The sequence below is a fragment of the Pseudomonas sp. Tav-5-1A genome, assembly GCF_055755055.1.
Genome location: NZ_CM146901.1, coordinates 4,313,334 through 4,337,099, shown reverse-complemented (window position 1 = coordinate 4,337,099; position 23,766 = coordinate 4,313,334). Strand labels below are relative to the sequence as shown.

The following is a 23,766-nucleotide window of genomic DNA, read 5'->3' as shown; positions in this document are numbered from 1 at the left end:
GCAGCCTGGCGGCAGCGGCTACGGGGTCCGTGTTGTGTATTATCCAGGTGCCAACCCCGGCTGATGGGAATTGCCCGTGGATTACTTCGCCGCACTCACCGCCTTCGTCGAGGCTGCCGAAGGCAACAACTTCTCCCGCGCCGCCGAACGCCTGAATATCAAGGCGTCGACGGTGTCGCGCTACATCAAGGAGCTGGAGCACGACCTGGGCATTGCCCTGTTCAACCGCTCCACCCGCACCCTGCATCTGACCGAGGGCGGCCAGACCTTCCTGCACCACGCCCGCCGCGTGCTGGCGGAACTGGACCAGGCGCGCGCCGCCACCTCGGCGCTCAACCAACAGCCGCGCGGCCTGCTCAAGGTCAGCGTGCCACCGGCCTTCTCCCGCCACCATGTGCTGCCGTGGCTGGGCGACTTCCTGCGAACCTACCCGGACATTCGCGTGGAGCTGGTGCTGGACGAGGCGCGGGTCAACCTGATCGACGCCGGCATGGACCTGGCGATTCGCATCGGCACCCTACCGGACTCGGGCCTCAAGGCGCGCCGAATCGCCGACCAGCAGTGGGTGTTGTGTGCGGCCAAGGACTTCGCCGCGCCACCGACAGCCCCGGCAGCCCTGAGTGATTTCCCGGCGATACTGGGCAGCAGTGATGAAGTGGTGCTGCGCAAGGGCGACCAGCACGCGACGGTCACCCTGCAAGGCGCGCTGCGTCTTAATGACCTGGACGCCCGGCGCCTGGCCGTCGAGCAAGGCCTGGGCATGGCCCTGCTGCCGCTGTGGCTGGCCGCCGACGGCCTGCGCAGCGGCACCCTGCAACGCTGGCTGCCAGACTGGCAGGTCGCCGACGCCGAGGCGGCGTTGTGGTTCGTCTACCCGCCCAAGCGCATCGTCTCGTCGAAGGTGCGCAGCTTCATCGACTTCATGCTCGAGCGCATCGGCACGCCGCCGTACTGGCTCAGCTGAAGCGGATGTCCAGGGCGCGCAGGTGGGTTTGCAGGCCGGCGTCCTGGATCGGGATCAGGTAGGCCTCGCGCCCCGATTCGTTGTAGTGGGCGTGCCAGTAGCCGGGCGGGGTGACGAAGGCCAGGCCCGGGGTCCAGTCCACGCGGGTGGGGTTGCGGATCTGGCCGTCGTCGTCCAGCTCGGTACCCACCAGGGTGTAGCAGCCTTGGGGCGCATCGATGATGAAATCCAGGGCGATGGACTGGTGGCGGTGGGGCTTCTGCACCGAGCCCGCCGGCAGGATGCCGTACATGGCCCACAACACGTGGGTGACGGTGCGGGTCTGGGGAAAGTGGCGGTTGCCCAGCAGGATGCTGATGCGGCTGCGGTCCTGGGCGCGCGGGTCATCGGCGGCCTCGCGCAGCTTGGCGTTGGCCACCTCGGCGGGGTACAGGGTGGCGGTGAAGCGGTCCTCGGCCGGGCGCACGCCCAGGTAGCGCAGCAGCGGTTCGTCGTGCACGTAATAGAAACGGCTGTCGGCGCGTGCAGTCAGCACGGTGGGCTGCAGGCCGGGCAGGGCGATGAAGCAGCCGCTGTTCCAGGCGAACTGGCTGTCACCCTGCTGCAACTGGCCGTCGCCGGCAATCACGTACAGCACCTGGGAGGTGGCAGTGGGCGCCAGGCGCAGGCTGTCGCCGGCGTTCAGGCGAATGAAATGGGCGCACAGGCCGGGGCCGGTGGCCGGCCCCTGGCAGCCCAGCGCCTCGCTGAGGTCCAGCGGCACCACCCGCGACGGGCCGTCGGTGCACAGGGCGGCGGGGAAGCTGTGGTAGGGCACGCGGCTGATCAGCTTGGCGCTGATGGGGTTGGCGGCCTTGCTGTATTCGAAGTACTCGGCGTCCAGGGTGGCATCGGGCTTCACGGCGCTGTTCATGGGCATGGCTCTTGTTGTGAGGAAGTGAGGCCACTATACGAACGGCGTGCCGCGAGATTAACCGCCCGGGCGGCACAGCAGTTATGCGAAAAAGGGCATGTCCGAAAACCCTCGGTGGTTGTCCGCAGCGCCTATCCCGTTGCCCGTCGCCAGCGCGCAAACTGGGCGCTCTTCCAAGGAGCCGTCCCCATGAGCAAGCAAGCCCTGATCCTCATCGACCTGCAGCACGATTACTTCGCCAACGGCCTGTGGCCGCTGCACAACATCGAGCCGGCCGCCGCCAATGCCGCCCGTGTCCTGGCAGCGTTCCGCCAGGCCGGCAAGCCGATCATCCACGTGCGCCACGAGTCCCTGGCCGCCGATGCGCCGTTCTTCCGCCCCGGCACGCCGGGCGCGCAGATCCACGGCGCGGTGGCCCCCGCGGCCAACGAGCCGGTGATCGTCAAACACTACCCCAACAGCTTTCGTGAGACCGAGCTGCACGCTGTACTCGCCCAGCACGGCATCGAGTCACTGGTGCTGGTGGGCGCCATGAGCCACATGTGCATCGAAGCCGCCGGCCGCGCGGCGGCGGACCTGGGTTATGGGGTTACCGTGCTGCACGACGCCTGCGCCACCCGCGAACTGGTCTTCGATGGCCACACCGTACCGGCCGCCCAGGTGCACGCCGGGGCCATGGCGGCGCTGGCGTTCGGCTACGCGCAGTTGCTGGCGACCGAGGCGTTCCTGGCCCAGGGCTGATATCGTGAAGGTTGCGATGCAACCCTGGAGCCCGGCGGCCATGGCCGACACGCATGAAATCACCCTGCTGGTGTACCCCGGCGCCCAAGCGGCGGCTGTGCACGGGCTGGTCGACCTGTTCGCCGTGGCCAGCCGGTTGGGCCAGGCCTGCGGCCGCGCGGCGTTGCAGGTCAGCCAGTGGCGGCCTGGCGATGATGCAGCCAGCAGCCCGGCCGTGGTGGTGATACCGCCGTCGCTGGGCAGCTTGCCCAGCGCCGACACCGTCGCCGCCTGCCGCCCGTGGCTACTGCAGCAACACGCTCGCGGCGCGGTGCTGGGCGCGGTGTGCATCGGCGCGTTCCTGTTGGCCGACACAGGCCTGCTGGACGGCCGCCGCGCCACCACCCATGCCAGCCAGGTGGCGGAGTTCACCGCCCGTTTCCCAGCGGTGCGGGTGCACAGCGAAGTGCCAATCATCGACGATGGCGAGCTGCTGACCAGCGCCGGCCTGATGGCCTGGACCGACCTGGGCCTGCGCCTGGTGGCGCGGTTGTTGGGGGCTGACATTGCGCGGCAGACCGCGCAGTTCCTGGCGGTGGCGGCGCCGTTGCAGGGCGAGGGGTATTTCGCGCCGGTACTGGACCACGGCGATGCACAGGTGCTGAAGCTGCAGCATTGGCTGCAGGCCAACGGCGCCCTGGGCGTGAGCGCGGCGGCCATGGCGGCCCAGGCGGGGCTTGAGGCGCGCACCTTGCTGCGACGCTTTCGCGCGGCCACCGGGTTGTCCCCCACGCAGTACTGCCAGCAGTTGCGGGTGAATACTGCGCGGGAGTTGCTGCAGTGGACCCGCGACAGCGTCGACCAGGTGGCCTGGAGCGTGGGCTACCAGGACCCGGCGACATTCCGAATTATCTTCCGGCGCCTCACCGGCGTGGCGCCGGGGGCGTATCGCTTGCTTTCCGCACGCCGTGAACCTTCCCTGGCCACGACACCGAGCCCGTAGCCGCTGCCGCAGGCTGCGCTGGCCTTGAGCCTCGCTGGAGATCTTCAGCGTACGCGGGGGCCAGCGCAGCCTGTCGGCAGCGGCTACGCGAGCGTGTTGGCGGCGTTATCACGCCTTCCACGCCGACCCGCGTATCACCTCGCAGAAGTTGCCGCGCTGGAACAGCGGGTCCTTGCTGGCCAGCACGTCGGCCTTGACGTTGCCGAAGGTGGTCTCGGGCTTGTGTTTGATGCCGTCGTAGAACGCCTGGATGATGTCTTCCTTGAACTGCGCGCTGCGCGGGTGGGCGCTGACGATGGCGTCGCGTTCGGCGTCGCTGTACTGCGGGTAGGTCAGGCCCAGCACGTCCATTTCCACGCCCGCGGTCACCAGCGCCACCACCGGGTGCATGTGCTGGGGGATGCCGGGGGTGGTGTGCAGGGCGATGGCGGTCCACACGGTGTCGATGTCGTGCTGGTTGATGTGGTGGCCCTTGAGGAAGTCGCGGGCGGCGTTGGCGCCGTCCACCTCGAAGCGCTCGCAGGCGCTGCTGCATTGGTGCACCAGGCCCATGTCGTGGAACATGCAGCCGGCGTACAGCAGTTCGGCGTCGAACTTCAGCCCGCGCTTGCGGCCGGCCAGGGCGCCGAAGTAGTACACGCGGCTGGAGTGGTGAAACAGCAGGTCCGACTCGGTGTCGCGCACCAGTTCGGTGATTTCCCGCGCCATGGCGGTGTCGGGGATCTTGATGTCGTCGAGGCTGAAGGTCATGGGGTGTCTCCGCAAGCAGGGGTGGGGGTGAAGCCAGTATCAGCTGGTCGGGGTATGGCCTCAATTGGCGTAATACGTCATATACTGCCATTTCCCTTCCCAAGCGGACGCCGTCATGACTCCCGTACGCACCATCGCCGTGGTGGCCTTGCCCAACGTGCAACTGCTCGACGTCAGCGGCCCGCTGGACGTGTTCGCCGAGGCCAACCGCGAGGCCGGCCGCGAGCGCTACCGGCTGTTGCTGGTGGGCTGCGGCAGCGGCCCGGTGACAAGCTCATCGGGCACCCGTCTGTTGCCCGAGACCAACACCGACCACGCCCTTGCCGGTATCGACACCCTGCTGGTGGCCGGCGCGCCCAATGCCCCGCACGCGCGCTTCAGCCAGGCGCTGCTGGACTGGCTGCGCCTGCACGCGCCCCAGGCACGGCGCTTCGGCTCGGTGTGCACCGGGGCCTTTGCGCTGGCAGCGGCGGGGCTGCTGGACGGCCGCCGGGTGACCACCCACTGGGTGGCCGCCGCGGCGCTGGCCAGCCGTTACCCGCAGGTGCAGGTAGACGCCGACGCCATCCATGTGCGCGACGGCAGGCTGCGCACCGCGGCCGGGGTGACTGCCGGCCTGGACCTGGCGCTGGCGCTGGTGGAAGAAGACCTGGGCGAGGACATCGCCCGGCGCGTGGCCAGCCAGCTGGTGATGTTTTTCAAGCGCCCCGGCGGGCAGTTGCAGTTCAGCCGCAAGGGCGAGTCGCTGCCAGCCGGGCGCTCGGCGCTGCAAGAGGTGCAGCGCTACGTGGCCGCGCACCCGGCCGAAGACCACAGCATCAAGGCGCTGGCCGAGCGCGCCGGCCTCAGCCCGCGGCACTTCGCCCGGCTGTTCCATCAGGAGGTGGGCGAAACCCCGGCCAGCTGGGTCGAGCAGGCACGCATCCAGGCGGCCCGCGAGCGCCTGGAACAGGGCCATGAAACCCCCAAGCAGGTGGCCGCCCACTGCGGCTTCGCCAACGCCGACACCCTGCGCCGCGCGTTCAGCAAGGCCGTGGGCGTAAGCCCCGCCGAGTACCGCAAGCGCTTCGCCGGCCGTGGTGGAAACGTTTGATTATTGTGGGAGCTGGCTTGCCAGCGAGCTTTCGGGCCTCAACAACTCGCTGGCAAGCCAGCTCCCACATTTGGTGTGATGCGCAGCCGCAGCCTATGATGATGCACTTCTCACCGAGCAGGGGCGCACCATGAGCATTCACCACGCCGCCGAAGGCTACGACACCCGGGCCACCGCCGACACCTACGCCCGCGGCCGCCCGGACTACCCGCCGGCGCTGGATGCCTGGCTGCGCGACACCCTGGGCCTGCACACCGGCAGCACGGTGCTGGACCTGGGCGCCGGCACCGGCAAGTTCACCCCGCGGCTGCTGGCCACCGGCGCCCGCGTGGTGGCGGTGGAGCCGGTGGCGGCCATGCGCGAGAAACTGCACGCCAGCTACGGCCACGTGCATGCGCTGGACGGCCGCGCCGACGCCATCCCGCTGCCCGATGCGTCGCTAGACGCGGTGGTGTGCGCGCAGTCGTTCCACTGGTTCGCCACCCCCGAAGCCCTGGCCGAGATCCGCCGCGTGCTCAAGCCCGGCGGCCGCCTGGGCCTGGTGTGGAACCTGCGTGACAACAGCGTGCCGTGGGTGGCGCGCCTCGATACGCTGGTCAACCACTACGAAGGCGACACGCCGCGCTACTACAGCGGCGCCTGGCGCCAGGTGTTCCCCGCGCCCGGCTTCAGCGCGTTGCAGGAAGCCCATTTTGGCAACGGCCACACCGGCAGCCCCGACACGGTGATCATCGACCGCGTGCGCTCCACCAGTTTCATCGCCGGGCTGCCCGCTGCCCAGCGCGAAGCGGTGGACGCCCAGGTACGCGCGTTGATCGCCAGTGAACCTCTGCTGGCCGGCAAGGCCGAAGTCACTGTCCCTTATACGACCGCTGCCTTCTGCGCAGTTAAATCGGAGACTCCATGATCAAACGAATGGCCCTTGCGCTGTTGCTGGTGTCGGGCCTGGCCCACGCCGCCGACCCCGTGCTGCACACCGACCTGCCGCTGAAATACCTGGAGCAGGCGCCGACGGTCACGCGCGACAAGCCGCTGGTGATTTTCCTGCATGGCTATGGCAGCAACGAGGCCGACCTGTTCGAGCTGAAAGACTCGCTGCCCGACGGCTACACCTACCTGTCGGTGCGCGCGCCGCAGACCCTGGAAGAGGGCAGCTACCAGTGGTTCCACCGCCAGGGCGATGGCCCCTACGACGGCGTGACCGCGGACCTGGCCAGCAGCCGCCAGACTTTGAAGGACTTCATCACCCAGGCCGTGGCCAAGTACCACACCGACAAGTCGAAGGTGGTGCTGATCGGTTTCAGCCAGGGCGCCATCATGAATTACGAGCTGGGCCTGCGCGAACCGCAGGCGGTACGGGGCATTGCGGTGTTGAGTGGCAAGATCCTGCCGGTGCTGCGCAGCGAGCTGAAGCCGGACCCGGCGCTGAAGTCGCTGGCGATTTTCATCGGCCATGGCGTGGACGACCCGCAGGTGCCGTTCACCGATGCCAGCGAGGCCCAGCGCATTTTGCATGAGCTGGGCCTGGAGCCGGACTTCCACGCTTATGCCGACTTGAAACACTCCATCAGCAAGACCGAAATCGAGGACCTCAACGCCTGGCTAGGCGACGTGCTGGCCCCCCAAACTCTGTAGCGGCGCCTGTCTTCCGTGGGACTGGGTTCTGCCCACGAAACGGGCACCTCACGGCATCAGGTTGTGATTTGTTCGTGATCTTGATCTTGATCTTGATCTTGATCTTGATCTTGATCTTGATCTGGTTTTTGATCTTGATTGTATGCCCCGTAAAGCGCCCGGGCCGACTGGAGGCGTTGCCCAGGCGGCAGCCCGCAGGGCCCTTCGGCGCAGCCGAAGGAAACGGCAACCCGCAGGCTTCTATAGCGGGGGCCGTTTGCCGCCTGGGCGACGCCGGAAGGAGGGGACCCGTAGCGAAGCGTAGGGCCCAAGCAGGGGCAAGCGTTTTTTGCTTACTTTTTTTGGCGTCTGAAAAAAAGTGAGTCGGCGTAAGGCCGAAACGGTCGGTGGTCGCACCGCGAAAATGGATATATTCAGATCCCTCAGAAGCGAGATTCGAAAGCCATGCACATATCCAATACCAAGGGTGATGCAAAATCACCTTTCCGCCCTTACGGCGGGTCACTTTTTGACAAACGCCTCAAAAAGTAACCAAAAAAGGCTTGCCCCTGCTTGGTCCCTACGCTTCGCTGCGGGTCCCCTCCCTCCGGCGTCGCCCAAGCGGCCGACGGCCCGGAATAGAAGCGCCTCCGGTTCCGTCTTCCCCGGCTACGCCGTGGACCGCTCGGTCAACGCCTCCAGTCGGCCCTGGCGCTTTATGGGGCACACAATCAAGATCAAAGGCCGCACGGGATCAAGATCAAAAGCCCATACTCCCTCCCTCCGCCATCGCCAGCTCTGGCTCTGGCTCTGGCTCTGGCTCTGGCTCTGGCTCTGGCTTTTGATTTGCTGTTGATCTGGCTCTTGATCTTGATTGTATGCCCCGTAAAGCGCCCGGGCCGACTGGAGGCGTTGCCCAGGCGGCAGCCCGCAGGGCCCTTCGGCGCAGCCGAAGGAAACGGCAACCCGCAGGCTTCTATAGCGGGGGCCGTTTGCCGCCTGGGCGACGCCGGAAGGAGGGGACCTGTAGCGCAGCGTAGGGCCCAAGCAGGGGCAAGCGTTTTTTGCTGGGCCTGTCCCATGACAACGGACGCCAAGAAGCGATACTTACATTGCCATCCTGGAGGTTGCCATGTACCCAAGTACTCGTCGTAACTATACCGATGAATTCAAAATGCAGGCTGTAGCCCTCGCGGAATCGGTGGGCCGAACCGAAGCTGCCCGTCAGCTCGACATCTCCGTCAAGACGTTGGACAACTGGGTTGATGCAGCACGAAAGGGGCTTGCGCCAAGCTCCCCCAATCGTCGCCCCATCTCCAAGGAAAGCAGCGAACTGGCACGGCTCCGGGCCGAAAATGCCGAGCTCAAATTGGAGCGCGAAATCCTAAAAAAGGCGGCAGTATTCTTCGCCAAAGAGTCCAGGTGAGATACGCCTTCGTCGCTGCAGAACGGGCTCAATTCCCTGTCCGCACACTGTGTCGGGTCATGGGTGTCTCCGTTTCAGGGTTTTACGACTACCGGCATCGGCGCAACCGTCCTGACCCTGATGCAGAGTTACGTCTTGAACTGCATAAGGTCTTCACTGCCAGCCGTGGAACCTACGGACGGCCCCGACTGGTTCAAGCGCTACGCCAGAAGGCTTACGCCGTGGGCCCTAAACGGGTTAGCCGCCTCATGCATGAAGAGGGCATCCAGAGCAAAGGCAGAGCCAGGTACGTGCCGTGCACCACCGATAGTCATCACTTTCAGCCTGTGGCAAACAATCTGCTTGATCGTCAGTTTTCGGTGCATGGCGCCGTGCCCGCCTGGGTCAGTGATATTACCTACATCCCAACTAAAGAGGGCTGGATGTATTTGGCAGTGGTGTTGAGCATCCAAACCCGTCAGGTACTGGGTTACAGCTTCGCTGACCGGATGCCAGACGAACTCGTTGAACGGGCTTTTATCAACGCCTGGAACGCCTGCCTGGGGGCTTGCGGAGTGATTTTTCATTCTGATCAGGGACGTCAATACGCCAGCGGAAGGTTCCGCCAGACCTTGGCTGCGAAAGGCGTGACGCAGAGCATGAGTCGCAAGGGAAACTGCTGGGACAACGCGGTGGCCGAAAGCTTCTTCGCTACACTCAAACGAGAGGAGGCTTGCGGGACCTATCCCAGCAAACAGCAGGCGTATGTATCGATCGCCAGCTACATCCATGGGTTTTACAATGCCGTCCGACTGCACTCGGCACTGGGGTATCGTTCACCGAACGACTACGCGAAAGGGTTGAGACGGACGGCGTGATGAACAGCTTCTTGGCGTCCGTTAACGGGGGACAGGCCCATGCTTACTTTTTTTGGCGTCTGAAAAAAAGTGAGTCGGCGTAAGGCCGAAACGGTCGGTGGTATCCCCGCGAAAATGGATATGTCCGAAATCGCCGAAGCGGGCTACGCCAGGGACCGCTCGGCCAACGCCTCCAGTCGGCCCTGGCGCTTTATGGGGCACACAATCAAGATCAAGAGCCGCACGGGATCAAGATCAAGGGCGCGGGGTCCTCTGCAGTGCGACCTTCGCGGTCAGACCCCGCTCCCGCAGGGAGCGCCGTAGCGACAGCCAGGCCGCGTCAGTGGCGCACCGGAATCGCGTGATGGTGCGCCTTCACCGCCTCATCGGCCTTCGCCACCTCCCACGCGTCACGCGGTTCATCCAGGTCGCGGTTCAGGGTTTCCGGGGTCTTGAAGGTGGTGTACAGCGTAGTCGCGGTCAGCAGCGCCAGGTAGCAGGCAATCGGCACCCAGGCGCCGATGCCGGCGTTGCTGTCGCCTTCATGGGTGGCCATGACCACGGCGATGATGCCCGCGCCAATCATCGGCGCGATGCCGCCGGCGATCACCGCCGACACTTCCCGCGCAATCGACACGCCCATGTAGCGGTGGCGTGAGCCAAACAGCTCGGGCATCAGCGCTGCCTGGGTGCCGAACATGCCCCAGGTCCCAATGCCCAGGGCGATGGAGATGGCAACGATGCTGGCGACGATGTTGCCCAGGCTCAGCACCCACCACACCGGGAACGCCAGCGCCAGTTGCAGCAGGGCGAAGGCGCGGTACACCACCACGCGGCCGAAGCGGTCGCTGAGCTTGCCGGCAATGGGCACGGTCAGCGCGCCCAGGCTGGCGGCGCAGATCAGCGTCAGCACGCCCACCGGGCCCTTGAGGCCGACCACGCCGACGATGTAGCTCACCGCCAGGGCCTGGTAGATGGACGAACCGCCGTTTTCCGCCAGGCGCAGGCCGATGCCCAGCAGCAGGGTCGGCTTGGAGTGGGTCATGGCGCTTTTCAGCGGGTTGGCGCATTCACGCTTCAGCGCCTTGAGGCGCACGAAGGTCGGCGACTCCTTGAGCTTGAGGCGCATGTACAGGCCCAGCGCGACGATGATCACGCTGATGAAGAACGGCACGCGCCACAGGTTGGTCTGGGTGATGTTGTCGTTGCCGCTGACCACCAGGAAGTACACCAGGGCGGCCATGATGGTGCCCAGCTGGATGCCCAGGAACGGCAGCGCGGCGTAGAAGCCGCGACGGCCCTTGGGCGCGTACTCGGTCATCATCACCGCCGCGCCGGCCTGCTCGGCGCCGGCGCCCAGGCCTTGCAGCAGGCGCAGCACCACCAGCAGCACCGGCGCCAGGTAGCCCACCTGGTGAAAGGTGGGCAGGGCGCCGATCAGGGTGCTGGACACGCCCATCAGCAGCACCGTAGCCGAGAGCACGAACTTGCGCCCCACGCGGTCGCCGATCATGCCGAACAGCACGCCGCCCAGGGGGCGGATGGCAAAACCGAGGAAGTAGGTGCCGAAGCTGGCGATCAGGCTCATGGCGCGGGTCTGTTCGGGGAAGAACAGCGGCCCGAAGATCAGCGCCGACGCCAGGGTGTACAGGGCGAAGTCGTAGTACTCCAGGGCGCTGCCCAGGGAACAGGCCCAGGCGGCGCGGTGCAGGTCTTTCTTCACCTGCGGGTCAACCGGTTCAGCGGTGTCGGACGGGGAGCGGGCGTGGGTCATGTTCGTTCCTCCAGGCGCCTTCATGGCGTCTTGTTATTGATAGGCAACCGGGATGGGTTACAGGTTCAACCGCTGGATTTCCTGGAGCATGGCCTGCTCCATCACATCGATGGGCGCGTCGTGGCCCGTGTACAGCTCGATCTGCCGGCACGCCTGGTGCACCAGCATGCGCGTGCCCGCCACGGTGCCGCAACCCAGGGCGCGGGCCTGGCGCAGCAGCGCGGTCTGCACCGGCATGAAGGCCACGTCCATGACGATCAGGTGGCTTTGCAGGCGGCCGTCCAGCGGGTTGCTGTCGGGTTGCTTGAAGCCCACCGAAGTGGCGTTGATGACGATGTCGAAGGCCTTGGCGTCGAAACGCTCCACCGCACCGCCCCAGCGCGCTTTCAGCGACTGGGCCAGCTCGCTGCCGCGCTCGGCGCTGCGGTTGAACACGGTGACCTGGGCGCCGGCCTTGACGCAGCCGTAGACCACCGCGCGGGCGGCGCCACCGGCACCGATCACGGCAATGCGCTTGTCGTTCAGGCGGGTGACTTCCTGCAGCGCGCGCACGGCGCCCAGGTAGTCGGTGTTGTAGCCGGTGAGCACGCCGTCGACGTTGTTGATGGTGTTGACCGCGCCAATCACCTGGGCCGACTCATCGATGGCGTCCAGGTGCGGCATGACCGCCTGCTTGTAGGGCATGGACACGTTCATGCCGCGCACGCCCAGAGTGCGGATGGCGCCGACGGCGGCCACCGGGTCTTCGACGCCGAAGCACACGAAGGTGTAGTCCAGGCCCAGGGCGGCGTAGGCGGCGTTGTGGATCTTCGCCGAGAGCGAGAACGGCGAACCCATGATCGAGCCGCACAGGGTAGGGAGTGATTGAGGCATGGTGGCATCCTTGGAAAAAGTGGGTCAGACGACGCTGGTCAGGCCGCCGTCGACGAACAGGGTCTGGCCGTTGATGAAGTCGGCGGCGGGCGAGGCCAGGAACACGGCGGCGCCGCACAGCTCCTCGACCTTGCCCCAGCGCCCGGCAGGTGTGCGTTTCACCAGCCAGTCGTCGAACGCCGGGTCGTCGGCCAAAGCCTGGTTCAGTTCGGTACGGAAATAGCCGGGGGCCAAGGCGTTGATCTGCAGGCCATGGCCAGCCCAGTCGGCGCACATGCCGCGGGTGAGCATGCGCACCGCGCCCTTGCTGGCGGCGTAGGGGGCGATGGACGGGCGGGCCAGTTCGCTCTGCACCGAGGCGATGTTGATGATCTTGCCGCTCTGGCGCGCGATCATGTGCCGGGCCACGGCCTTCGATACGTTGAACACGCCGTCGAGGTTGGTGCTCATCAGCCGGTGCCAGTCCTGGCTGCTGAAGTCCTGCAGGGCCTGGCGGTGCTGGATGCCGGCGTTGTTGACGAGAATATCGATGGCGCCCAGGCGCTGTTCCAGGGCGTCGATGGCCTGGGCGCTGGCGTCGTGGTCGGCGACGTCGAACACCGCGTATTCGGCGGCCAGGCCTTCGTCGCGCAGCAAGGCGCAGGCGGCCTGGGCGCGCTCGGCGTCGCGGCCGTTGAGCACCACCTGGGCGCCGGCCTGGGCCAACCCGCGGGCCAGGGCCAGGCCGATGCCGCGGACCGAGCCGGTAATCAGCGCGCGCCGGCCGTCCAGGCGAAAGCTTGCTGTCATGTGAGTCTCCCGGTATTGGATTTATGGAATAGGGATGGCGCTACTTTCAACCGCTATCGCCGGGGCCTGCCAATCGTTTATGGTGATGCCGTGATCACCGTTCGTGATCACCAGCAATGGAGGCTGTGTGGAACTCAAACACTTGCGGGCCTTTGCGGCCCTGGCCGAGGAACTGCATTTCGGCCGCGCGGCCGAGCGCCTGCACATCGTGCAGCCGGCGTTGAGCGCGCAGATTCGCGCGCTGGAAGAGGACGTCGGCGCGCAGCTGTTCGAGCGTGACCGCCATGGCGTGGAGCTGACCGAGGAGGGCGCGTTGTTCCTGCCCGAGGCCCTGGCTACCCTGCGCCAGGCCGGGCGTGCGCGCGAGGTGCTGCAACAGGCGGCGGCCGGCGAGGTGGGCGTGGTGCGCCTGGCGTTCGTGTCGTCGGTGCTGTCGCAACTGTTGCCCGACCTGGTGCGGCAGATGGAACAGCGCTACCCGCGCATCGAGCTGGAACTCAAGGACATGCCCTCGCTGCTGCAGGCCCGGGCGCTGCAGGACAACGCCCTGGATTTCGGCCTGGTGCGCCTGCCGCTGAGCGTGCCCGGGGTGCACACGCGCATGCTCTTCGAGGAGTCGCTGGTGGTGGCACTGCCGGCGGGCGATCCGCTGTGCGCCCAGCGCCGCCTCCAGCCCCAGGACCTGGCCGGGCGCCCGGCGCTGGTGCTGGCGCGCAAGTACGCGCCGGGGCTGCATGACCAGATGCTGGTGGGCTTTCATCGGCGCAAGGTGACGTTGACCATTGCCCGGGAAATGGGCGAGTTCACTACCTTGCTGGCGCTGGTGGCGGCGGGGCTGGGCGTGGGCATCGTGCCGGCGGGCGCGGCGTCGGCGCTGCCCGCCGGGGTGGTCACCCGGCCGCTGGCGCTGGCCATGAGCGGCGCCGGTATCGGCGTGGCCTGGACCGGCCTGGAAAGCCCGCGCAAACGGGCGCTGATGCAGGTGCTGGATGAGCTCTATCCCCTTGACCCGTAGCAGCGGCCGCATCCTGTGGGAGCTGGCTTGCCAGCGAGCTGTTGAGGCCATAAAAGCTCGCTGGCAAGCCAGCTCCCACAAGACAGTTGCTGCTACGGGTCTATGCGGTGCCGGGGGTGAAGGCCATGGCGACGCCATTCATGCAGTAGCGCAGCCCGGTCGGCGCCGGGCCGTCGTCGAACACATGGCCCAGATGCCCGCCGCAGCGGTGGCAATGCACCTCGTTGCGCTCCATGCCCAGCGTGGTGTCGCGGCTGACGTTGACCGCGCCCGGCAACGGCGCGGTAAAGCTCGGCCAGCCGGTGCCGCTGTCAAACTTGGCGCTGGAGGAAAACAGCGGCAGCTGGCACCCGGCGCAGGCAAAGCGGCCGCTGCGGTGCTCGTTGTTCAGCGGGCTACTGTAGGGCCGCTCGGTGCCCGCGCGGCGCAGCACGTCGAACGCTTCGTCGCTGAGCAGTTGGTGCCACTGTTCATCGCTGTGCTGCACGGCGAAGGTCTCGCCCGGCGTGCTGTCCGCCGCCATGGCCAGGCGCATGCGGCCGCTCATCAGCGCGTAGGCGGCCAGCGAGGTCACTGCCGCGGCCTGGATCAAAAACCATCGTCTGGATTGCATGGTGGCGCTCCTGGTGGGCCGAATCATGGGGCCAGTGTCGGCCGCGGCCGTTCGCCAAGTCCTCACACAGGGTTAAACGTTTTGTGACACCTTTCGCATTTCCCTTGCATTTCGTCAGGAAGCGCCGAGCGGTCGGCGAAATTCCGAGGTCACAGTCCTAGAATCTTGGGATCCAGGGATCAAGGAGGCCGTCATGGACATGTCAGCCACACAGCTTGCCAGCGTGGTGAGCCTGAAATCCGAGGCACCGACGGGCACGGGTTGTATCGACAAGGTGTTGCGGGCGTTGCGCACCCATCTGGGCATGGACGTGGCGTTCGTCTCGCAATTTCGCACCAGTGACCGGGTGTTCATCCACGTCGACACCGACGGCGATGGCCCGATCCGGCCGGGCGATGCGCTGCCGCTGGACGTGGGCTACTGCCTGAAGGTGGTGGAGGGCGATTTGCCCGAGCTGATCGCCAACACCGGCGAGGTGCCCGAGGCCCTGGCCATCCCGGAAACCCTGGCGCTGCCCATCGGTTCGCACATGAGCGTGCCTATTTACCTGAGCGACGGCCGGCTGTACGGCACCTTCTGCTGCTTTGGCTACAGCGCCGACAGCAGCCTGGGCCAGCGCGACCTGCTGGTGATGAAGGTGTTCGCCGAGCTGATCGCCGACCGCATCGAGGGCGACCTGACCCTGGTGCGCGACCGCGTGGCCAAGCACCGACGCATCTCCGCGGTGCTGGCCAGCCAGCAGCCGAGCATCGTCTACCAGCCAATCTTCGACTTCCAGGGCATGAGCATCTGCGGCTGGGAGTGCCTGTCGCGCTTTAACCTGGAGCCGGTGCGCAGCCCCGACCAATGGTTCAAGGAGGCCGCCGAGGCCGGCCTGGGCGTGGAGCTGGAGTGCCACGCCATCGCCGCCGCCCTCAAGGGTATGGACGCGCTGCCCTCGGGCACCTACCTGACCATCAACTGCTCGCCGCAGCTGATGCTCAGCGGCCGCCTGACCGACCTGCTCAGCCCGTGCCCGGCCAGCCGCCTGGTGTTGGAAATCACCGAGCACGCCATCGTCAATGACTACACGGGGCTACTCAAGGCCCTCAAGCCCCTGCGCCAGAACGGCGTGCGCGTGGCCATCGACGACGCCGGCGCCGGCTACGCCAGCATGCGCCACATCCTGCAACTGCGCCCGGACATGATCAAACTGGACATGAGCCTGACCCAGGGCATCGACCACGACCCACAGAAACGCGCCATGGCCTCGGCGCTCATCGCCTTTGCCCGCGAGACCGGCAGCACCATCGTCGCCGAAGGGGTGGAGACCCAGTCGGAGCTGGACGCGTTGCGCTTGCTGGGGGCGAACAAGGTGCAGGGGTATCTGCTGGGGCGGCCGCTGACCTTGCAGGACGCGCTGGCGTTGGTGGAGCGGGTGGCGGTGAACAGTTTGGATGATTCCATGGCATCGTCGGCCTGAGCCACCGCGGCGCCCCGGGACGCGGCCTGTGGCCGCTGCTACGGAATCGTCTGTAGCCGCTGCCGCCAGGCTGCGCAAGGTGTGGTGAAATGGCGGAGCTCCTTCGCAACGACAAACACCGTGTTGAAAGGCGCGGCACCCCGCCCGTAGCAGCGGCCGCAGGCCGCGTCCGAGGGAGTCGCGCAGTACCTGGTGCATTGCGGCGTCCCGGGACGCGGCCTGTGGCCGCTGCTACGAAACCATGGCGCGCCTCTGTAGCAGCTGCCGCCAGGCTGCGCTGGCCGGTGTGAACCCTGGAGATTTTCCGTGAAGCGCAGGGCCAGCGCAGCCTGCGGCAGCGGCTACGCAGGGTGTGGTGAACTGGCCGGCTTTGTGAGTGCAGTCAGTGGAAAGCGCGCAGGCGCTGTTGGACGCCGTGTTGAAAGGCGCGGCACACACCCCGTAGCAGCAACTGTCTTGTGGGAGCTGGCTTGCCAGCGAGCTTTTATGGCCCTAACAGCTCGCTGGCAAGCCAGCTCCCACAGGATGTAGCAGCGGCGGGGTTATGCCATGAAGGCGGCTTCGAGGAGCTGGCGGGTGTAGGGGTGCTGCGGGGCTGAGAACACTTGCGCTGCGGGGCCTTGCTCCAGCACCTGGCCTGACTTGATCACCACCAACTGATGACTCAAGGCCTTCACCACCGCCAGGTCATGGCTGATGAACAGGTAGGTGAGGTTGTATTTCAGCTGCAGCGAGCGCAGCAGCTCCACCACCTGCCGCTGCACCGTACGGTCCAGCGCCGAGGTCGGTTCGTCCAGCAATATCAGCGCCGGCTTGAGCACCAGCGCCCGGGCGATGGCGATGCGCTGGCGTTGGCCGCCGGAGAATTCGTGGGGGTAGCGGTGGCGGGTGGCAGGGTCCAGGCCCACTTCCTGTAGCGCCTCGATGATGGCCTGCTCTTGCTCTTGCGGGGTGCCGATACGGTGGATGCGCAAGCCTTCGCCAACGATCTGCGCCACGCTCATGCGCGGGCTGAGGCTACCGAACGGGTCCTGGAACACCACCTGCATCTGCCGGCGCAGCGGGCGTACCTGTTCGCGGTTGAGGCGCTCCAGGGGCTGGCCGTGGAAGCGGATGGCGCCCTGGCTGGCGATCAGCCGCAGGATGGCCAGGCCCAGGGTGGATTTGCCCGAGCCGCTCTCGCCGACGATGCCCAACGTCTGCCCGCGCGGCAGGCTGAACTGGATGCCGTCCACGGCCTTGACGTAGTCGGTGGTGCGCTTGAACAGGCCCTTCTTGATCGGGAACCACACCTTCAGGTCGTCGACTTCCAGCATCGGCTCACCCGCCACGGTGGCGGCCGGTTCGCCACGCGGTTCGGCCCCCAGCAATTCGCGGGTGTAGGGGTGCCGGGGGTGGTTGAACAGCTGCTCGCAGTCGCCCTGTTCGACGATGCAGCCCTGTTGCATCACGCACACCCGCTGGGCCACGCGCTTCACCAGGTTGAGGTCGTGGGTGATCAGCAGCAGGGCCATGCCCAGGCGCTGTTGCAGGGACTTGAGCAGTTCGAGGATTTTCAGCTGCACGGTGACGTCGAGGGCGGTGGTGGGCTCGTCGGCGATCAGCAGTTGCGGCTCGTTGGCCAGGGCCATGGCGATCATCACGCGCTGGCGCTGGCCGCCGGACAGCTCATGGGGCAGGGCCTTGAGGCGCTGGCGCGGCTCGGGGATGCCGACCATCTCCAGCAGCTCCAGGGTACGCGCGGTGGCGGCCTTGCCGGTGAGGCCCTTGTGCAGGCCGAGCACTTCGTTGATCTGCTTCTCGATGCTGTGCAGCGGGTTCAGCGAGGTCATGGGCTCCTGGAAGATCATGGCGATGCGGTTGCCGCGAATCTGCCGCAGGCGCTTTTCGTCCATGTGCAGCAGGTCCTGGCCCTCGTACATCACCGTGCCGCTGGGGTGGCTGGCGATGGGGTAGGGCAGCAGGCGCAGGATGGAGTGCGCGGTGACGGACTTGCCCGAGCCGCTTTCGCCCACCAGCGCCAGGGTCTCGCCGCGGCGGATGTCGAAGCTCACGCCTTCCACCACCCGGGCCGAGCGTTCGTTGTTGTCGAATTGCACCGCCAGGTCGCGGATTTCGATCAGGTTGTCAGGGTGCATGTCATTTCCTTGGATCGAACGCGTCGCGGGCGGCTTCGCCGATGAACACCAGCAGGCTCAGCATCAGCGCCAGCACGGCAAAGGCGCTGATGCCCAGCCACGGCGCCTGCAGGTTGGACTTGCCCTGGGACACCAGTTCGCCCAGCGACGGCGAGCCGGCGGGCAGGCCGAAGCCCAGGAAGTCGAGGGCGGTAAGGGTGCCGATGGCGCCGGTGAGAATGAACGGCATGAAGGTCATGGTCGAGACCATGGCGTTGGGCAGGATGTGCTGGAACATGATGCTGGCGTCGCGCATGCCCAGGGCGCGGGCGGCGCGCACGTACTCCAGGTTGCGGCCGCGCAGGAACTCGGCGCGCACCACGTCCACCAGGCTCATCCACGAGAACAGCAGCATGATGCCCAGCAGCCACCAGAAGTTGGGTTGCACGAAGCTGGCCAGGATGATCAGCAGGTACAGCACCGGTAGCCCCGACCACACCTCCAGGAAACGCTGCCCGGCCAGGTCCACCCAGCCGCCGTAGAAGCCCTGCAGGGCGCCGGCGATGACGCCGACGATGGAGCTGAGGATGGTCAGGGTCAGGGCGAACAGCACCGAGATGCGGAAGCCGTAGATCACCCGCGCGAGCACGTCGCGGCCCTGGTCGTCGGTGCCCAGCCAGTTCTGCGCGGAAGGTGGCGCTGGCGCCGGTACCTTGAGGTCGTAGTTGATGCTCTGGTAGCTGAACGGAATGGGCGCCCACAGCGTCCAGCTGTCCTTGGCCTTGAGCAGCTGCTGGATGTACGGGCTCTTGTAGTTGGCCTCCAGCGGGAATTCGCCGCCGAAGGTGGTCTCCGGGTAGCGCTGGAACGCCGGGAAGTACCAGCTGCCGTCGTAGTGCACGGCCAGGGGCTTGTCGTTGGCGATCAGTTCGGCGCCCAGGCTGGCCACGAACAGAATCATGAACAGCCACAGCGACCACCAGCCGCGCTTGTTGGCCTTGAACCGCTGCAGGCGACGGGCGTTGAGGGGGGAAAGGCTCATCTCAGTGCTCCCGGCGTTCGAAGTCGATGCGTGGGTCGACCAGGCTGTAGGTCAGGTCGCCGATCAGTTTCACCAGCAACCCCAGCAGGGTGAAGATGAACAGGGTGCCGAAGACCACCGGGTAGTCGCGGTTCACCGCGGCCTCGAAACTCATCAGGCCGAGGCCGTCGAGGGAGAAGATCACCTCAACCAGCAACGAACCGGTGAAGAAGATGCCGATGAACGCCGAGGGGAAGCCGGCGATCACCAGCAGCATGGCGTTGCGGAACACGTGGCCGTAAAGCACGCGGTTGTTGCTCAGGCCCTTGGCCTTGGCGGTGACCACGTACTGCTTGCCGATCTCGTCGAGGAAGCTGTTCTTGGTCAGGAAGGTCATGGTGGCGAAGTTGCCGATCACCAGGGCCGTCACCGGCAACGCCAGGTGCCAGAAGTAGTCCAGCACCTTGCCGCCCAGGCTCAGCTGGTCGAAGTTGTTGGAGGTCAGGCCGCGCAGCGGGAACCAGTCCAGGTAGCTGCCGCCGGCGAACACCACGATCAGCAGGATGGCGAACAGGAACGCCGGGATGGCGTAGCCGACGATGATCGCCGAGCTGGTCCACACGTCGAAGTGGCTGCCGTGGCGGGTGGCCTTGGCGATGCCCAGGGGGATGGACACCAGGTACATGATCAGCGTGCTCCACAGCCCCAATGAGATGGAGACCGGCATCTTCTCCAGGATCAGGTCGGTGACCTTGGCGTCGCGGAAGAAGCTGGAACCGAAGTCGAAGTGGGCGTAGTTCTTGATCATGATCCACAGGCGCTCGCCCGCGGGCTTGTCGAAGCCGTACTGTTTTTCGATCTCCTTGATCAGCGCCGGATCCAGGCCCTGGGCGCCACGGTAGCTGGAGCCGCCCATGGACACCTCCGAGCCGCCACCGCTGAAGCGGCTGGTGGCGCCTTCGAAGCCTTCAAGCTTGGCGATGGCCTGCTCCACCGGGCCGCCGGGGGCGGCCTGGATGATCAGGAAGTTGATGATGAGGATGCCGAACAGCGTCGGGATGATCAGCAGCAGGCGCTTGCAGATATAGACCAGCATCTCAGCGCTCCTTGCCCGGCGAGTCGGTGTCGGTGGTGATGGGGATGGCCGGCTTGACGTCCGGCTTGGCCCACCAGGTCATGGTGCCGACGTCATAGCGGGGCGACACGGCCGGGTGGCCCAGGTGGTTCCAGTAGGCCACGCGCCAGGTCTTGATGTGCCAGTTGGGCACCAGGTAGTAGTTGTTCAGCAGCACTCGGTCGAGGGCGTGTGAGTGAGCGACCAGGCTCTTGCGGGTGTCGGCGTTGATCAGGCTTTCGGTGAGCTGGTCCACGGCCGGGTCCTTGATGCCCATGATGTTGTAGCTGCCGCTGCGGTCGGCGCTGCTCGACTCCCAGTACTCGCGCTGTTCGTTGCCCGGCGAGTCGGACTGCGGGAAGCTTGAGACCATCATGTCGAAGTCGCGGTTGCGCCGGCGGGTGACGTACTGCGAGGCGTCGACGCGGCGCAGCACCAGTTCGATGCCGAGGTCGGCGAGGTTGCGCTTGTAGGGCAGCAGTACCCGCTCGAACTCGGGCTGGGCCAGCAGGAACTCGATGCTCACCGGCTTGCCGCTGGCGTCCACCATGCGGTCGTTGACCACGTGCCAGCCAGCCTCCAGCAGCAGCTTGTAGGCTTGGCGCTGCTGGTCGCGGATCATGCCGCTGCCGTCGGTGACCGGGTTCTTGAACGGGGTGGTGAACACCGCGTCGGGGACCTTGCCGCGCAACGGTTCGAGGATTTTCAGCTCTTCGGCGTCCGGCAGGCCGGAGGAGGCCAGGTCGGAGTTTTCGAAGTAGCTGCCGGTGCGCGTGTAGGCGCCGTTGAACAGCTGGCGGTTGCTCCATTCGAAGTCGAACAGCAGGCCCAGCGCCTGGCGCACGCGCACGTCCTGGAACAGCGGCCGGCGCAGGTTGAAGACAAAGCCCTGCATGCCTACCGGGTTGCCGTTGGGCAGCTCTTCGCGGATCAGGCGTTTCTCGCGCACCGCCGGTACGTCATAGGCGGTGGCCCAGTTCTTCGCGGTCATCTCCAGCCAGTAGTCGAAGGCGCCGGCCTTCAGCGCTTCCAGGGCCACGTTGTTGTCGCGGTAGTAGTCGGTGGTCAGCACGTCGAAGTTGTACGAGCCGCGGTTGATGGGCAGGTCCTTGGCCCAGTAGTCCTTGACCCGCTCGTAGCGCACCGAGCGCCCGGCGTTTACCGCCGCCACCTTGTAGGGGCCGCTGCCCAGGGGGAATTCGAGGTTGGCGCGGCTGAAGTCGCGGGTGGCCCAGTAGTGCTTGGGCAGCACCGGCAGCTGGCCGAGGATCACCGGCAGCTCGCGGTTGTCGCGGGTCTTGAAGTCGAAGCGCACGTGCAGCGGGTCTTCGGCTTCCACCTTGGCGACGTCGGCGTAGTAATTCCTGTACAGCGGCGAGCCGTCCTTCATCAATAGGTTGAAGGTGAATACCACGTCGTCGGCGCGCATGGGCTGGCCGTCGTGGAAGCGCGCCTCGGGGCGCAGGGTGAAGCGCACCCAGCTGTTGTCGGGGGCCTTCTCGATGGTCTTGGCCACCAGGCCGTATTCAGTCAGCGGCTCGTCCAGGCTCTGGCGCGCCAGGGTGTCGTAGATCAGGCCGATGTCGTCGGCGGGCACGCCCTTGCTGATGAACGGGTTGAAGCTGTCGAAACCGCCCGAGGCGGCGTTGCGGAAGGTGCCGCCCTTGGGCGCGTCGGGGTTCACGTAGTCGAAGTGCTGGAAGTCGGCCGGGTACTTGGGGGCCTCGTTGTACAGGGTCACGGCGTGCTGCGGGGCGGCGCAGGCCAGCCCGCTCAGCAGCAACCCGCAGGCGGCCGGCAACAGGGTGCGTAGGCGCGTCATGGGTGAGTCTCCACAGGCTTGAGCCACCACGTATTGAGGCCCAGGGTGTAGGGCGGCGTGGTGACGAAAGCGAAACGGTTGCGGTAGGCCAGACGATGGGCGTCCAGGTACCAATTGGGAATCATGTAGTGCTGCGCCAGCAGCACGCGGTCCAGGGCGCGCGCGGCGGCCACCTGGTCATCGCGGCTATGGGCGGCCAGCAGGTCGTCGAGCAGGTGGTCGACCACCGGGTTGGCGATGCCGGCGTAGTTCTTGCTGCCCTTGACCGTCGCCTGGCTGGAGTGGAAGTACTGCCACTGCTCGAGGCCGGGGCTGAGGGTCTGGTTGAGGGTCATCAGAATCATGTCGAAGTCGAATTGGTCCAGCCGCTGCTTATACTGGGCGCGGTCGACGGTGCGCAAGCGCGCATCGACGCCGATGCCGCGAAGGTTTTCGACATAAGGTTGCAGGATCCTTTCCAGCCCCGGGTTCACCAGCAGCAGTTCCAGGCGCAACGGCTGCCCCTGGGCGTTCAGCAGGCGCTGGCTGTCGAGCTTCCAGCCGGCGTCGGCCAACAGCCCAAGGGCGCGGCGCAGGGTCTCGCGCTCGATGCCGCGGCCCTGGGTGACGGGCACGCTGTACGGCTGGGTGAACAGCGTGGCGGGCAGTTGCTGGCGGTAGGGTGCCAGCAGCAGGAACTCCTTGCCGGCGGGCAGGCCGCTGGCGCTGAATTCGCTGTTGGGGTAGTAGCTGGTGGCGCGACGGTAGGCGCCGTTGAACAGGGCGCTGTTGGTCCATTCGAAGTCCAGCAGCAGGCCCAGGGCCTCGCGCACGCGCACATCGGCCAGGGCCGGGCGGCGGGTGTTGAAGAACAGGCCCTGGGTCTGGGTGGGGATCTGGTGCTGGATCTGCGCCTTGATCACGTCACCGCGCAGCACGGCGGGGTAGTTGTAGCCGTTGGCCCAGTTCTTCGCCTGGTGTTCCAGGTAGATGTCGAACTCGCCGGCCTTGAAGGCTTCGAAGGCGACGTCGTTGTCGCGGTAGAACTCCACCTCCACGCGGTCGAAGTTGTACTTGCCGCGGTTCACCGGCAGGTCCTGGCCCCACCAGTCCTTGACGTGCTCGAACACCAGGCGCCGGCCCGGCACCACCTGGGTGATGCGGTAGGGGCCGCTGGTAACCGGTGGCTCGAAGGTGGTGGCCTGGAAGTCGCGGCCTTGCCAATAGTGCTCGGGCAGCACCGGCAGCTCGCCCATGCGCAAAATCAGCAGCGGGTTGGCGCTGCGCTTGAACACGAAGCGGATGCGCTGGGGGCCGAGAATGTCCACGCGCTGCACTTCCTGCAGGCTGGTGCGGTACTGCGGGTGGCCTTCCTTGAGCAGGGTGCGGTAGGAGAAGGCTACGTCGCGCGCGGTGATCGGCACGCCGTCGTTGAAGCGCGCCTCGGGGCGTAGGTTGAACACCACCCAGCTGCGATCTTCGCTGTATTCCACGCTCTTGGCGATCAGGCCGTAGCTGGACGTGGGCTCGTCGCCGGACGGGTCGTACTGGCCGGTGCCGACCATCAGGGTTTCGTTCTGCTCGCTGACGCCGTACTGGATGAAGTTCGGCGTGCTTACCGGGCTGCTGCCCTTGAAGGTGTAGGGGTTGAGCGTGTCGAAGGTGCCGAACGCCATCACCCGCAGGGTGCCGCCCTTGGGCGCCTGGGGGTTGGCCCAGTCGAAATGGGTGAAGCTGGCCGGGTACTTGAGGGTGCCGAACTGGGCGTAGCCATGGCTCTGGAACACCGTCGCGCCAGCGTGACAGCTCAGGACCAGGCCTAGTGAGAGCAGGAGCGAACGCATCAAGTCAGAGATCCGATTTATTAC

At 66.3% G+C, this 23,766-nt stretch carries 21 protein-coding genes; 10 read left to right on the top strand and 11 right to left on the bottom strand.

The window, feature by feature from the left end:
* The first annotated feature begins 76 nt into the window (after positions 1-76).
* Positions 77-964: a LysR family transcriptional regulator gene (locus tag AC0J42_RS19695; protein WP_473003236.1), complete on the top strand. Its 888-nt coding sequence runs from the start codon at positions 77-79 to the stop codon at positions 962-964.
* Here the strand turns inward: AC0J42_RS19695 and AC0J42_RS19690 are convergent.
* Complete coding sequence (locus AC0J42_RS19690) at positions 957-1,877, bottom strand: cupin (protein WP_473003235.1); 921 nt, start codon at positions 1,875-1,877, stop codon at positions 957-959. The genes AC0J42_RS19695 and AC0J42_RS19690 overlap by 8 nt on opposite strands.
* Before the next feature lie 189 nt (positions 1,878-2,066).
* Here AC0J42_RS19690 and AC0J42_RS19685 point away from each other — a divergent pair, with 189 nt between their 5' ends.
* Both AC0J42_RS19685 and AC0J42_RS19680 read left to right on the top strand, forming a co-directional pair.
* Complete coding sequence (locus AC0J42_RS19685; protein WP_473003233.1) at positions 2,067-2,618, top strand: cysteine hydrolase family protein; 552 nt, start codon at positions 2,067-2,069, stop codon at positions 2,616-2,618.
* A 40-nt stretch (positions 2,619-2,658) separates the two neighbouring features.
* On the top strand, positions 2,659-3,600 hold the full coding sequence (locus tag AC0J42_RS19680; protein WP_473003230.1) for a GlxA family transcriptional regulator: 942 nt from the start codon (positions 2,659-2,661) through the stop codon (positions 3,598-3,600).
* A gap of 108 nt (positions 3,601-3,708) precedes the next feature.
* On the opposite strand, the gene AC0J42_RS19675 is transcribed toward AC0J42_RS19680, so the two are convergent.
* Positions 3,709-4,350 (bottom strand): HD domain-containing protein, encoded by a 642-nt coding sequence (locus AC0J42_RS19675; RefSeq protein WP_473003228.1) that lies wholly within the window; start codon positions 4,348-4,350, stop codon positions 3,709-3,711.
* A 115-nt stretch (positions 4,351-4,465) separates the two neighbouring features.
* On the opposite strand from AC0J42_RS19675, the gene AC0J42_RS19670 reads away from it, so the two are divergent.
* The 5 genes from AC0J42_RS19670 (at position 4,466) to AC0J42_RS19650 (ending at position 9,340) form a co-directional block, all read left to right on the top strand.
* Positions 4,466-5,443, top strand: coding sequence for a GlxA family transcriptional regulator (locus AC0J42_RS19670; RefSeq protein ID WP_416425330.1), 978 nt, complete (start codon positions 4,466-4,468; stop codon positions 5,441-5,443).
* A gap of 130 nt (positions 5,444-5,573) precedes the next feature.
* Complete coding sequence (locus tag AC0J42_RS19665) at positions 5,574-6,350, top strand: class I SAM-dependent methyltransferase (RefSeq protein WP_473003225.1); 777 nt, start codon at positions 5,574-5,576, stop codon at positions 6,348-6,350.
* On the top strand, positions 6,347-7,078 hold the full coding sequence (locus tag AC0J42_RS19660) for an alpha/beta hydrolase (RefSeq protein WP_473003224.1): 732 nt from the start codon (positions 6,347-6,349) through the stop codon (positions 7,076-7,078). The genes AC0J42_RS19665 and AC0J42_RS19660 overlap by 4 nt, the downstream gene beginning before the upstream one ends.
* A 1,111-nt stretch (positions 7,079-8,189) precedes the next feature.
* The gene (locus AC0J42_RS19655; protein ID WP_473002674.1) at positions 8,190-8,483 is read left to right on the top strand and encodes a transposase; all 294 of its coding nucleotides are present in this window, start codon (positions 8,190-8,192) and stop codon (positions 8,481-8,483) included.
* Complete coding sequence (locus tag AC0J42_RS19650; protein ID WP_473002672.1) at positions 8,480-9,340, top strand: IS3 family transposase; 861 nt, start codon at positions 8,480-8,482, stop codon at positions 9,338-9,340. Before AC0J42_RS19655 ends, AC0J42_RS19650 begins: the two co-directional genes overlap by 4 nt.
* A 319-nt stretch (positions 9,341-9,659) precedes the next feature.
* Here the strand turns inward: AC0J42_RS19650 and AC0J42_RS19645 are convergent, their stop codons facing one another.
* From AC0J42_RS19645 to AC0J42_RS19635, 3 genes are read right to left on the bottom strand one after another with little or no spacing between them, the layout of a single operon-like run.
* The gene (locus AC0J42_RS19645) at positions 9,660-11,093 is read right to left on the bottom strand and encodes an MFS transporter (RefSeq protein WP_416425327.1); all 1,434 of its coding nucleotides are present in this window, start codon (positions 11,091-11,093) and stop codon (positions 9,660-9,662) included.
* Between the two features lie 57 nt (positions 11,094-11,150).
* Complete coding sequence (gene aroE / locus AC0J42_RS19640; protein WP_473003221.1) at positions 11,151-11,966, bottom strand: shikimate dehydrogenase; 816 nt, start codon at positions 11,964-11,966, stop codon at positions 11,151-11,153.
* A 24-nt stretch (positions 11,967-11,990) separates the two neighbouring features.
* Entirely contained in the window at positions 11,991-12,755 is a 765-nt protein-coding gene (locus AC0J42_RS19635) for a glucose 1-dehydrogenase (RefSeq protein ID WP_473003219.1), read from the bottom strand.
* Positions 12,756-12,882: 127 nt separating this feature from the next.
* On the opposite strand from AC0J42_RS19635, the gene AC0J42_RS19630 reads away from it, so the two are divergent.
* Positions 12,883-13,770: a LysR substrate-binding domain-containing protein gene (locus AC0J42_RS19630; protein ID WP_416425324.1), complete on the top strand. Its 888-nt coding sequence runs from the start codon at positions 12,883-12,885 to the stop codon at positions 13,768-13,770.
* A 100-nt stretch (positions 13,771-13,870) separates the two neighbouring features.
* On the opposite strand, the gene msrB is transcribed toward AC0J42_RS19630, so the two are convergent.
* On the bottom strand, positions 13,871-14,383 hold the full coding sequence (gene msrB, locus AC0J42_RS19625; protein ID WP_473003217.1) for a peptide-methionine (R)-S-oxide reductase MsrB: 513 nt from the start codon (positions 14,381-14,383) through the stop codon (positions 13,871-13,873).
* A gap of 193 nt (positions 14,384-14,576) precedes the next feature.
* Between msrB and AC0J42_RS19620 the strand changes: the two genes are divergently transcribed.
* Complete coding sequence (locus AC0J42_RS19620) at positions 14,577-15,845, top strand: sensor domain-containing phosphodiesterase (protein ID WP_473003215.1); 1,269 nt, start codon at positions 14,577-14,579, stop codon at positions 15,843-15,845.
* A 542-nt stretch (positions 15,846-16,387) separates the two neighbouring features.
* Here the strand turns inward: AC0J42_RS19620 and AC0J42_RS19615 are convergent.
* The 5 genes from AC0J42_RS19615 to AC0J42_RS19595 are packed head-to-tail and all read right to left on the bottom strand — an operon-like array spanning position 16,388 to position 23,742.
* Positions 16,388-17,983, bottom strand: coding sequence for an ABC transporter ATP-binding protein (locus AC0J42_RS19615; protein WP_473003212.1), 1,596 nt, complete (start codon positions 17,981-17,983; stop codon positions 16,388-16,390).
* A 1-nt stretch (position 17,984) separates the two neighbouring features.
* Positions 17,985-19,004, bottom strand: coding sequence for an ABC transporter permease (locus AC0J42_RS19610; protein WP_416425319.1), 1,020 nt, complete (start codon positions 19,002-19,004; stop codon positions 17,985-17,987).
* A 1-nt stretch (position 19,005) separates the two neighbouring features.
* Entirely contained in the window at positions 19,006-20,079 is a 1,074-nt protein-coding gene (locus AC0J42_RS19605) for a microcin C ABC transporter permease YejB (RefSeq protein WP_473003210.1), read from the bottom strand.
* Position 20,080: 1 nt separating this feature from the next.
* Complete coding sequence (locus tag AC0J42_RS19600) at positions 20,081-21,919, bottom strand: extracellular solute-binding protein (RefSeq protein WP_473003208.1); 1,839 nt, start codon at positions 21,917-21,919, stop codon at positions 20,081-20,083.
* Positions 21,916-23,742 (bottom strand): extracellular solute-binding protein, encoded by a 1,827-nt coding sequence (locus AC0J42_RS19595; protein WP_473006884.1) that lies wholly within the window; start codon positions 23,740-23,742, stop codon positions 21,916-21,918. Before AC0J42_RS19595 ends, AC0J42_RS19600 begins: the two co-directional genes overlap by 4 nt.
* Between the last annotated feature and the right edge of the window lie 24 nt (positions 23,743-23,766).

Excerpts from the sequence above, each read along its gene's own strand:
- AC0J42_RS19675 (WP_473003228.1), bottom strand. The coding sequence starts at position 4,350 with ATGACCTTCAGCCTCGACGACATCAAGATCCCCGACACCGCCATGGCG.
- AC0J42_RS19680 (WP_473003230.1), top strand. The coding sequence starts at position 2,659 with ATGGCCGACACGCATGAAATCACCCTGCTGGTGTACCCCGGCGCCCAA.
- AC0J42_RS19610 (WP_416425319.1), bottom strand. The coding sequence starts at position 19,004 with ATGAGCCTTTCCCCCCTCAACGCCCGTCGCCTGCAGCGGTTCAAGGCC.
- AC0J42_RS19655 (WP_473002674.1), top strand. The coding sequence starts at position 8,190 with ATGTACCCAAGTACTCGTCGTAACTATACCGATGAATTCAAAATGCAG.
- AC0J42_RS19665 (WP_473003225.1), top strand. The coding sequence starts at position 5,574 with ATGAGCATTCACCACGCCGCCGAAGGCTACGACACCCGGGCCACCGCC.
- AC0J42_RS19595 (WP_473006884.1), bottom strand. The coding sequence starts at position 23,742 with ATGCGTTCGCTCCTGCTCTCACTAGGCCTGGTCCTGAGCTGTCACGCT.
- AC0J42_RS19635 (WP_473003219.1), bottom strand. The coding sequence starts at position 12,755 with ATGACAGCAAGCTTTCGCCTGGACGGCCGGCGCGCGCTGATTACCGGC.
- msrB (WP_473003217.1), bottom strand. The coding sequence starts at position 14,383 with ATGCAATCCAGACGATGGTTTTTGATCCAGGCCGCGGCAGTGACCTCG.
- AC0J42_RS19615 (WP_473003212.1), bottom strand. The coding sequence starts at position 17,983 with ATGCACCCTGACAACCTGATCGAAATCCGCGACCTGGCGGTGCAATTC.
- aroE (WP_473003221.1), bottom strand. The coding sequence starts at position 11,966 with ATGCCTCAATCACTCCCTACCCTGTGCGGCTCGATCATGGGTTCGCCG.
- AC0J42_RS19660 (WP_473003224.1), top strand. The coding sequence starts at position 6,347 with ATGATCAAACGAATGGCCCTTGCGCTGTTGCTGGTGTCGGGCCTGGCC.
- AC0J42_RS19605 (WP_473003210.1), bottom strand. The coding sequence starts at position 20,079 with ATGCTGGTCTATATCTGCAAGCGCCTGCTGCTGATCATCCCGACGCTG.
- AC0J42_RS19645 (WP_416425327.1), bottom strand. The coding sequence starts at position 11,093 with ATGACCCACGCCCGCTCCCCGTCCGACACCGCTGAACCGGTTGACCCG.
- AC0J42_RS19670 (WP_416425330.1), top strand. The coding sequence starts at position 4,466 with ATGACTCCCGTACGCACCATCGCCGTGGTGGCCTTGCCCAACGTGCAA.
- AC0J42_RS19600 (WP_473003208.1), bottom strand. The coding sequence starts at position 21,919 with ATGACGCGCCTACGCACCCTGTTGCCGGCCGCCTGCGGGTTGCTGCTG.
- AC0J42_RS19690 (WP_473003235.1), bottom strand. The coding sequence starts at position 1,877 with ATGAACAGCGCCGTGAAGCCCGATGCCACCCTGGACGCCGAGTACTTC.
- AC0J42_RS19685 (WP_473003233.1), top strand. The coding sequence starts at position 2,067 with ATGAGCAAGCAAGCCCTGATCCTCATCGACCTGCAGCACGATTACTTC.
- AC0J42_RS19620 (WP_473003215.1), top strand. The coding sequence starts at position 14,577 with ATGGACATGTCAGCCACACAGCTTGCCAGCGTGGTGAGCCTGAAATCC.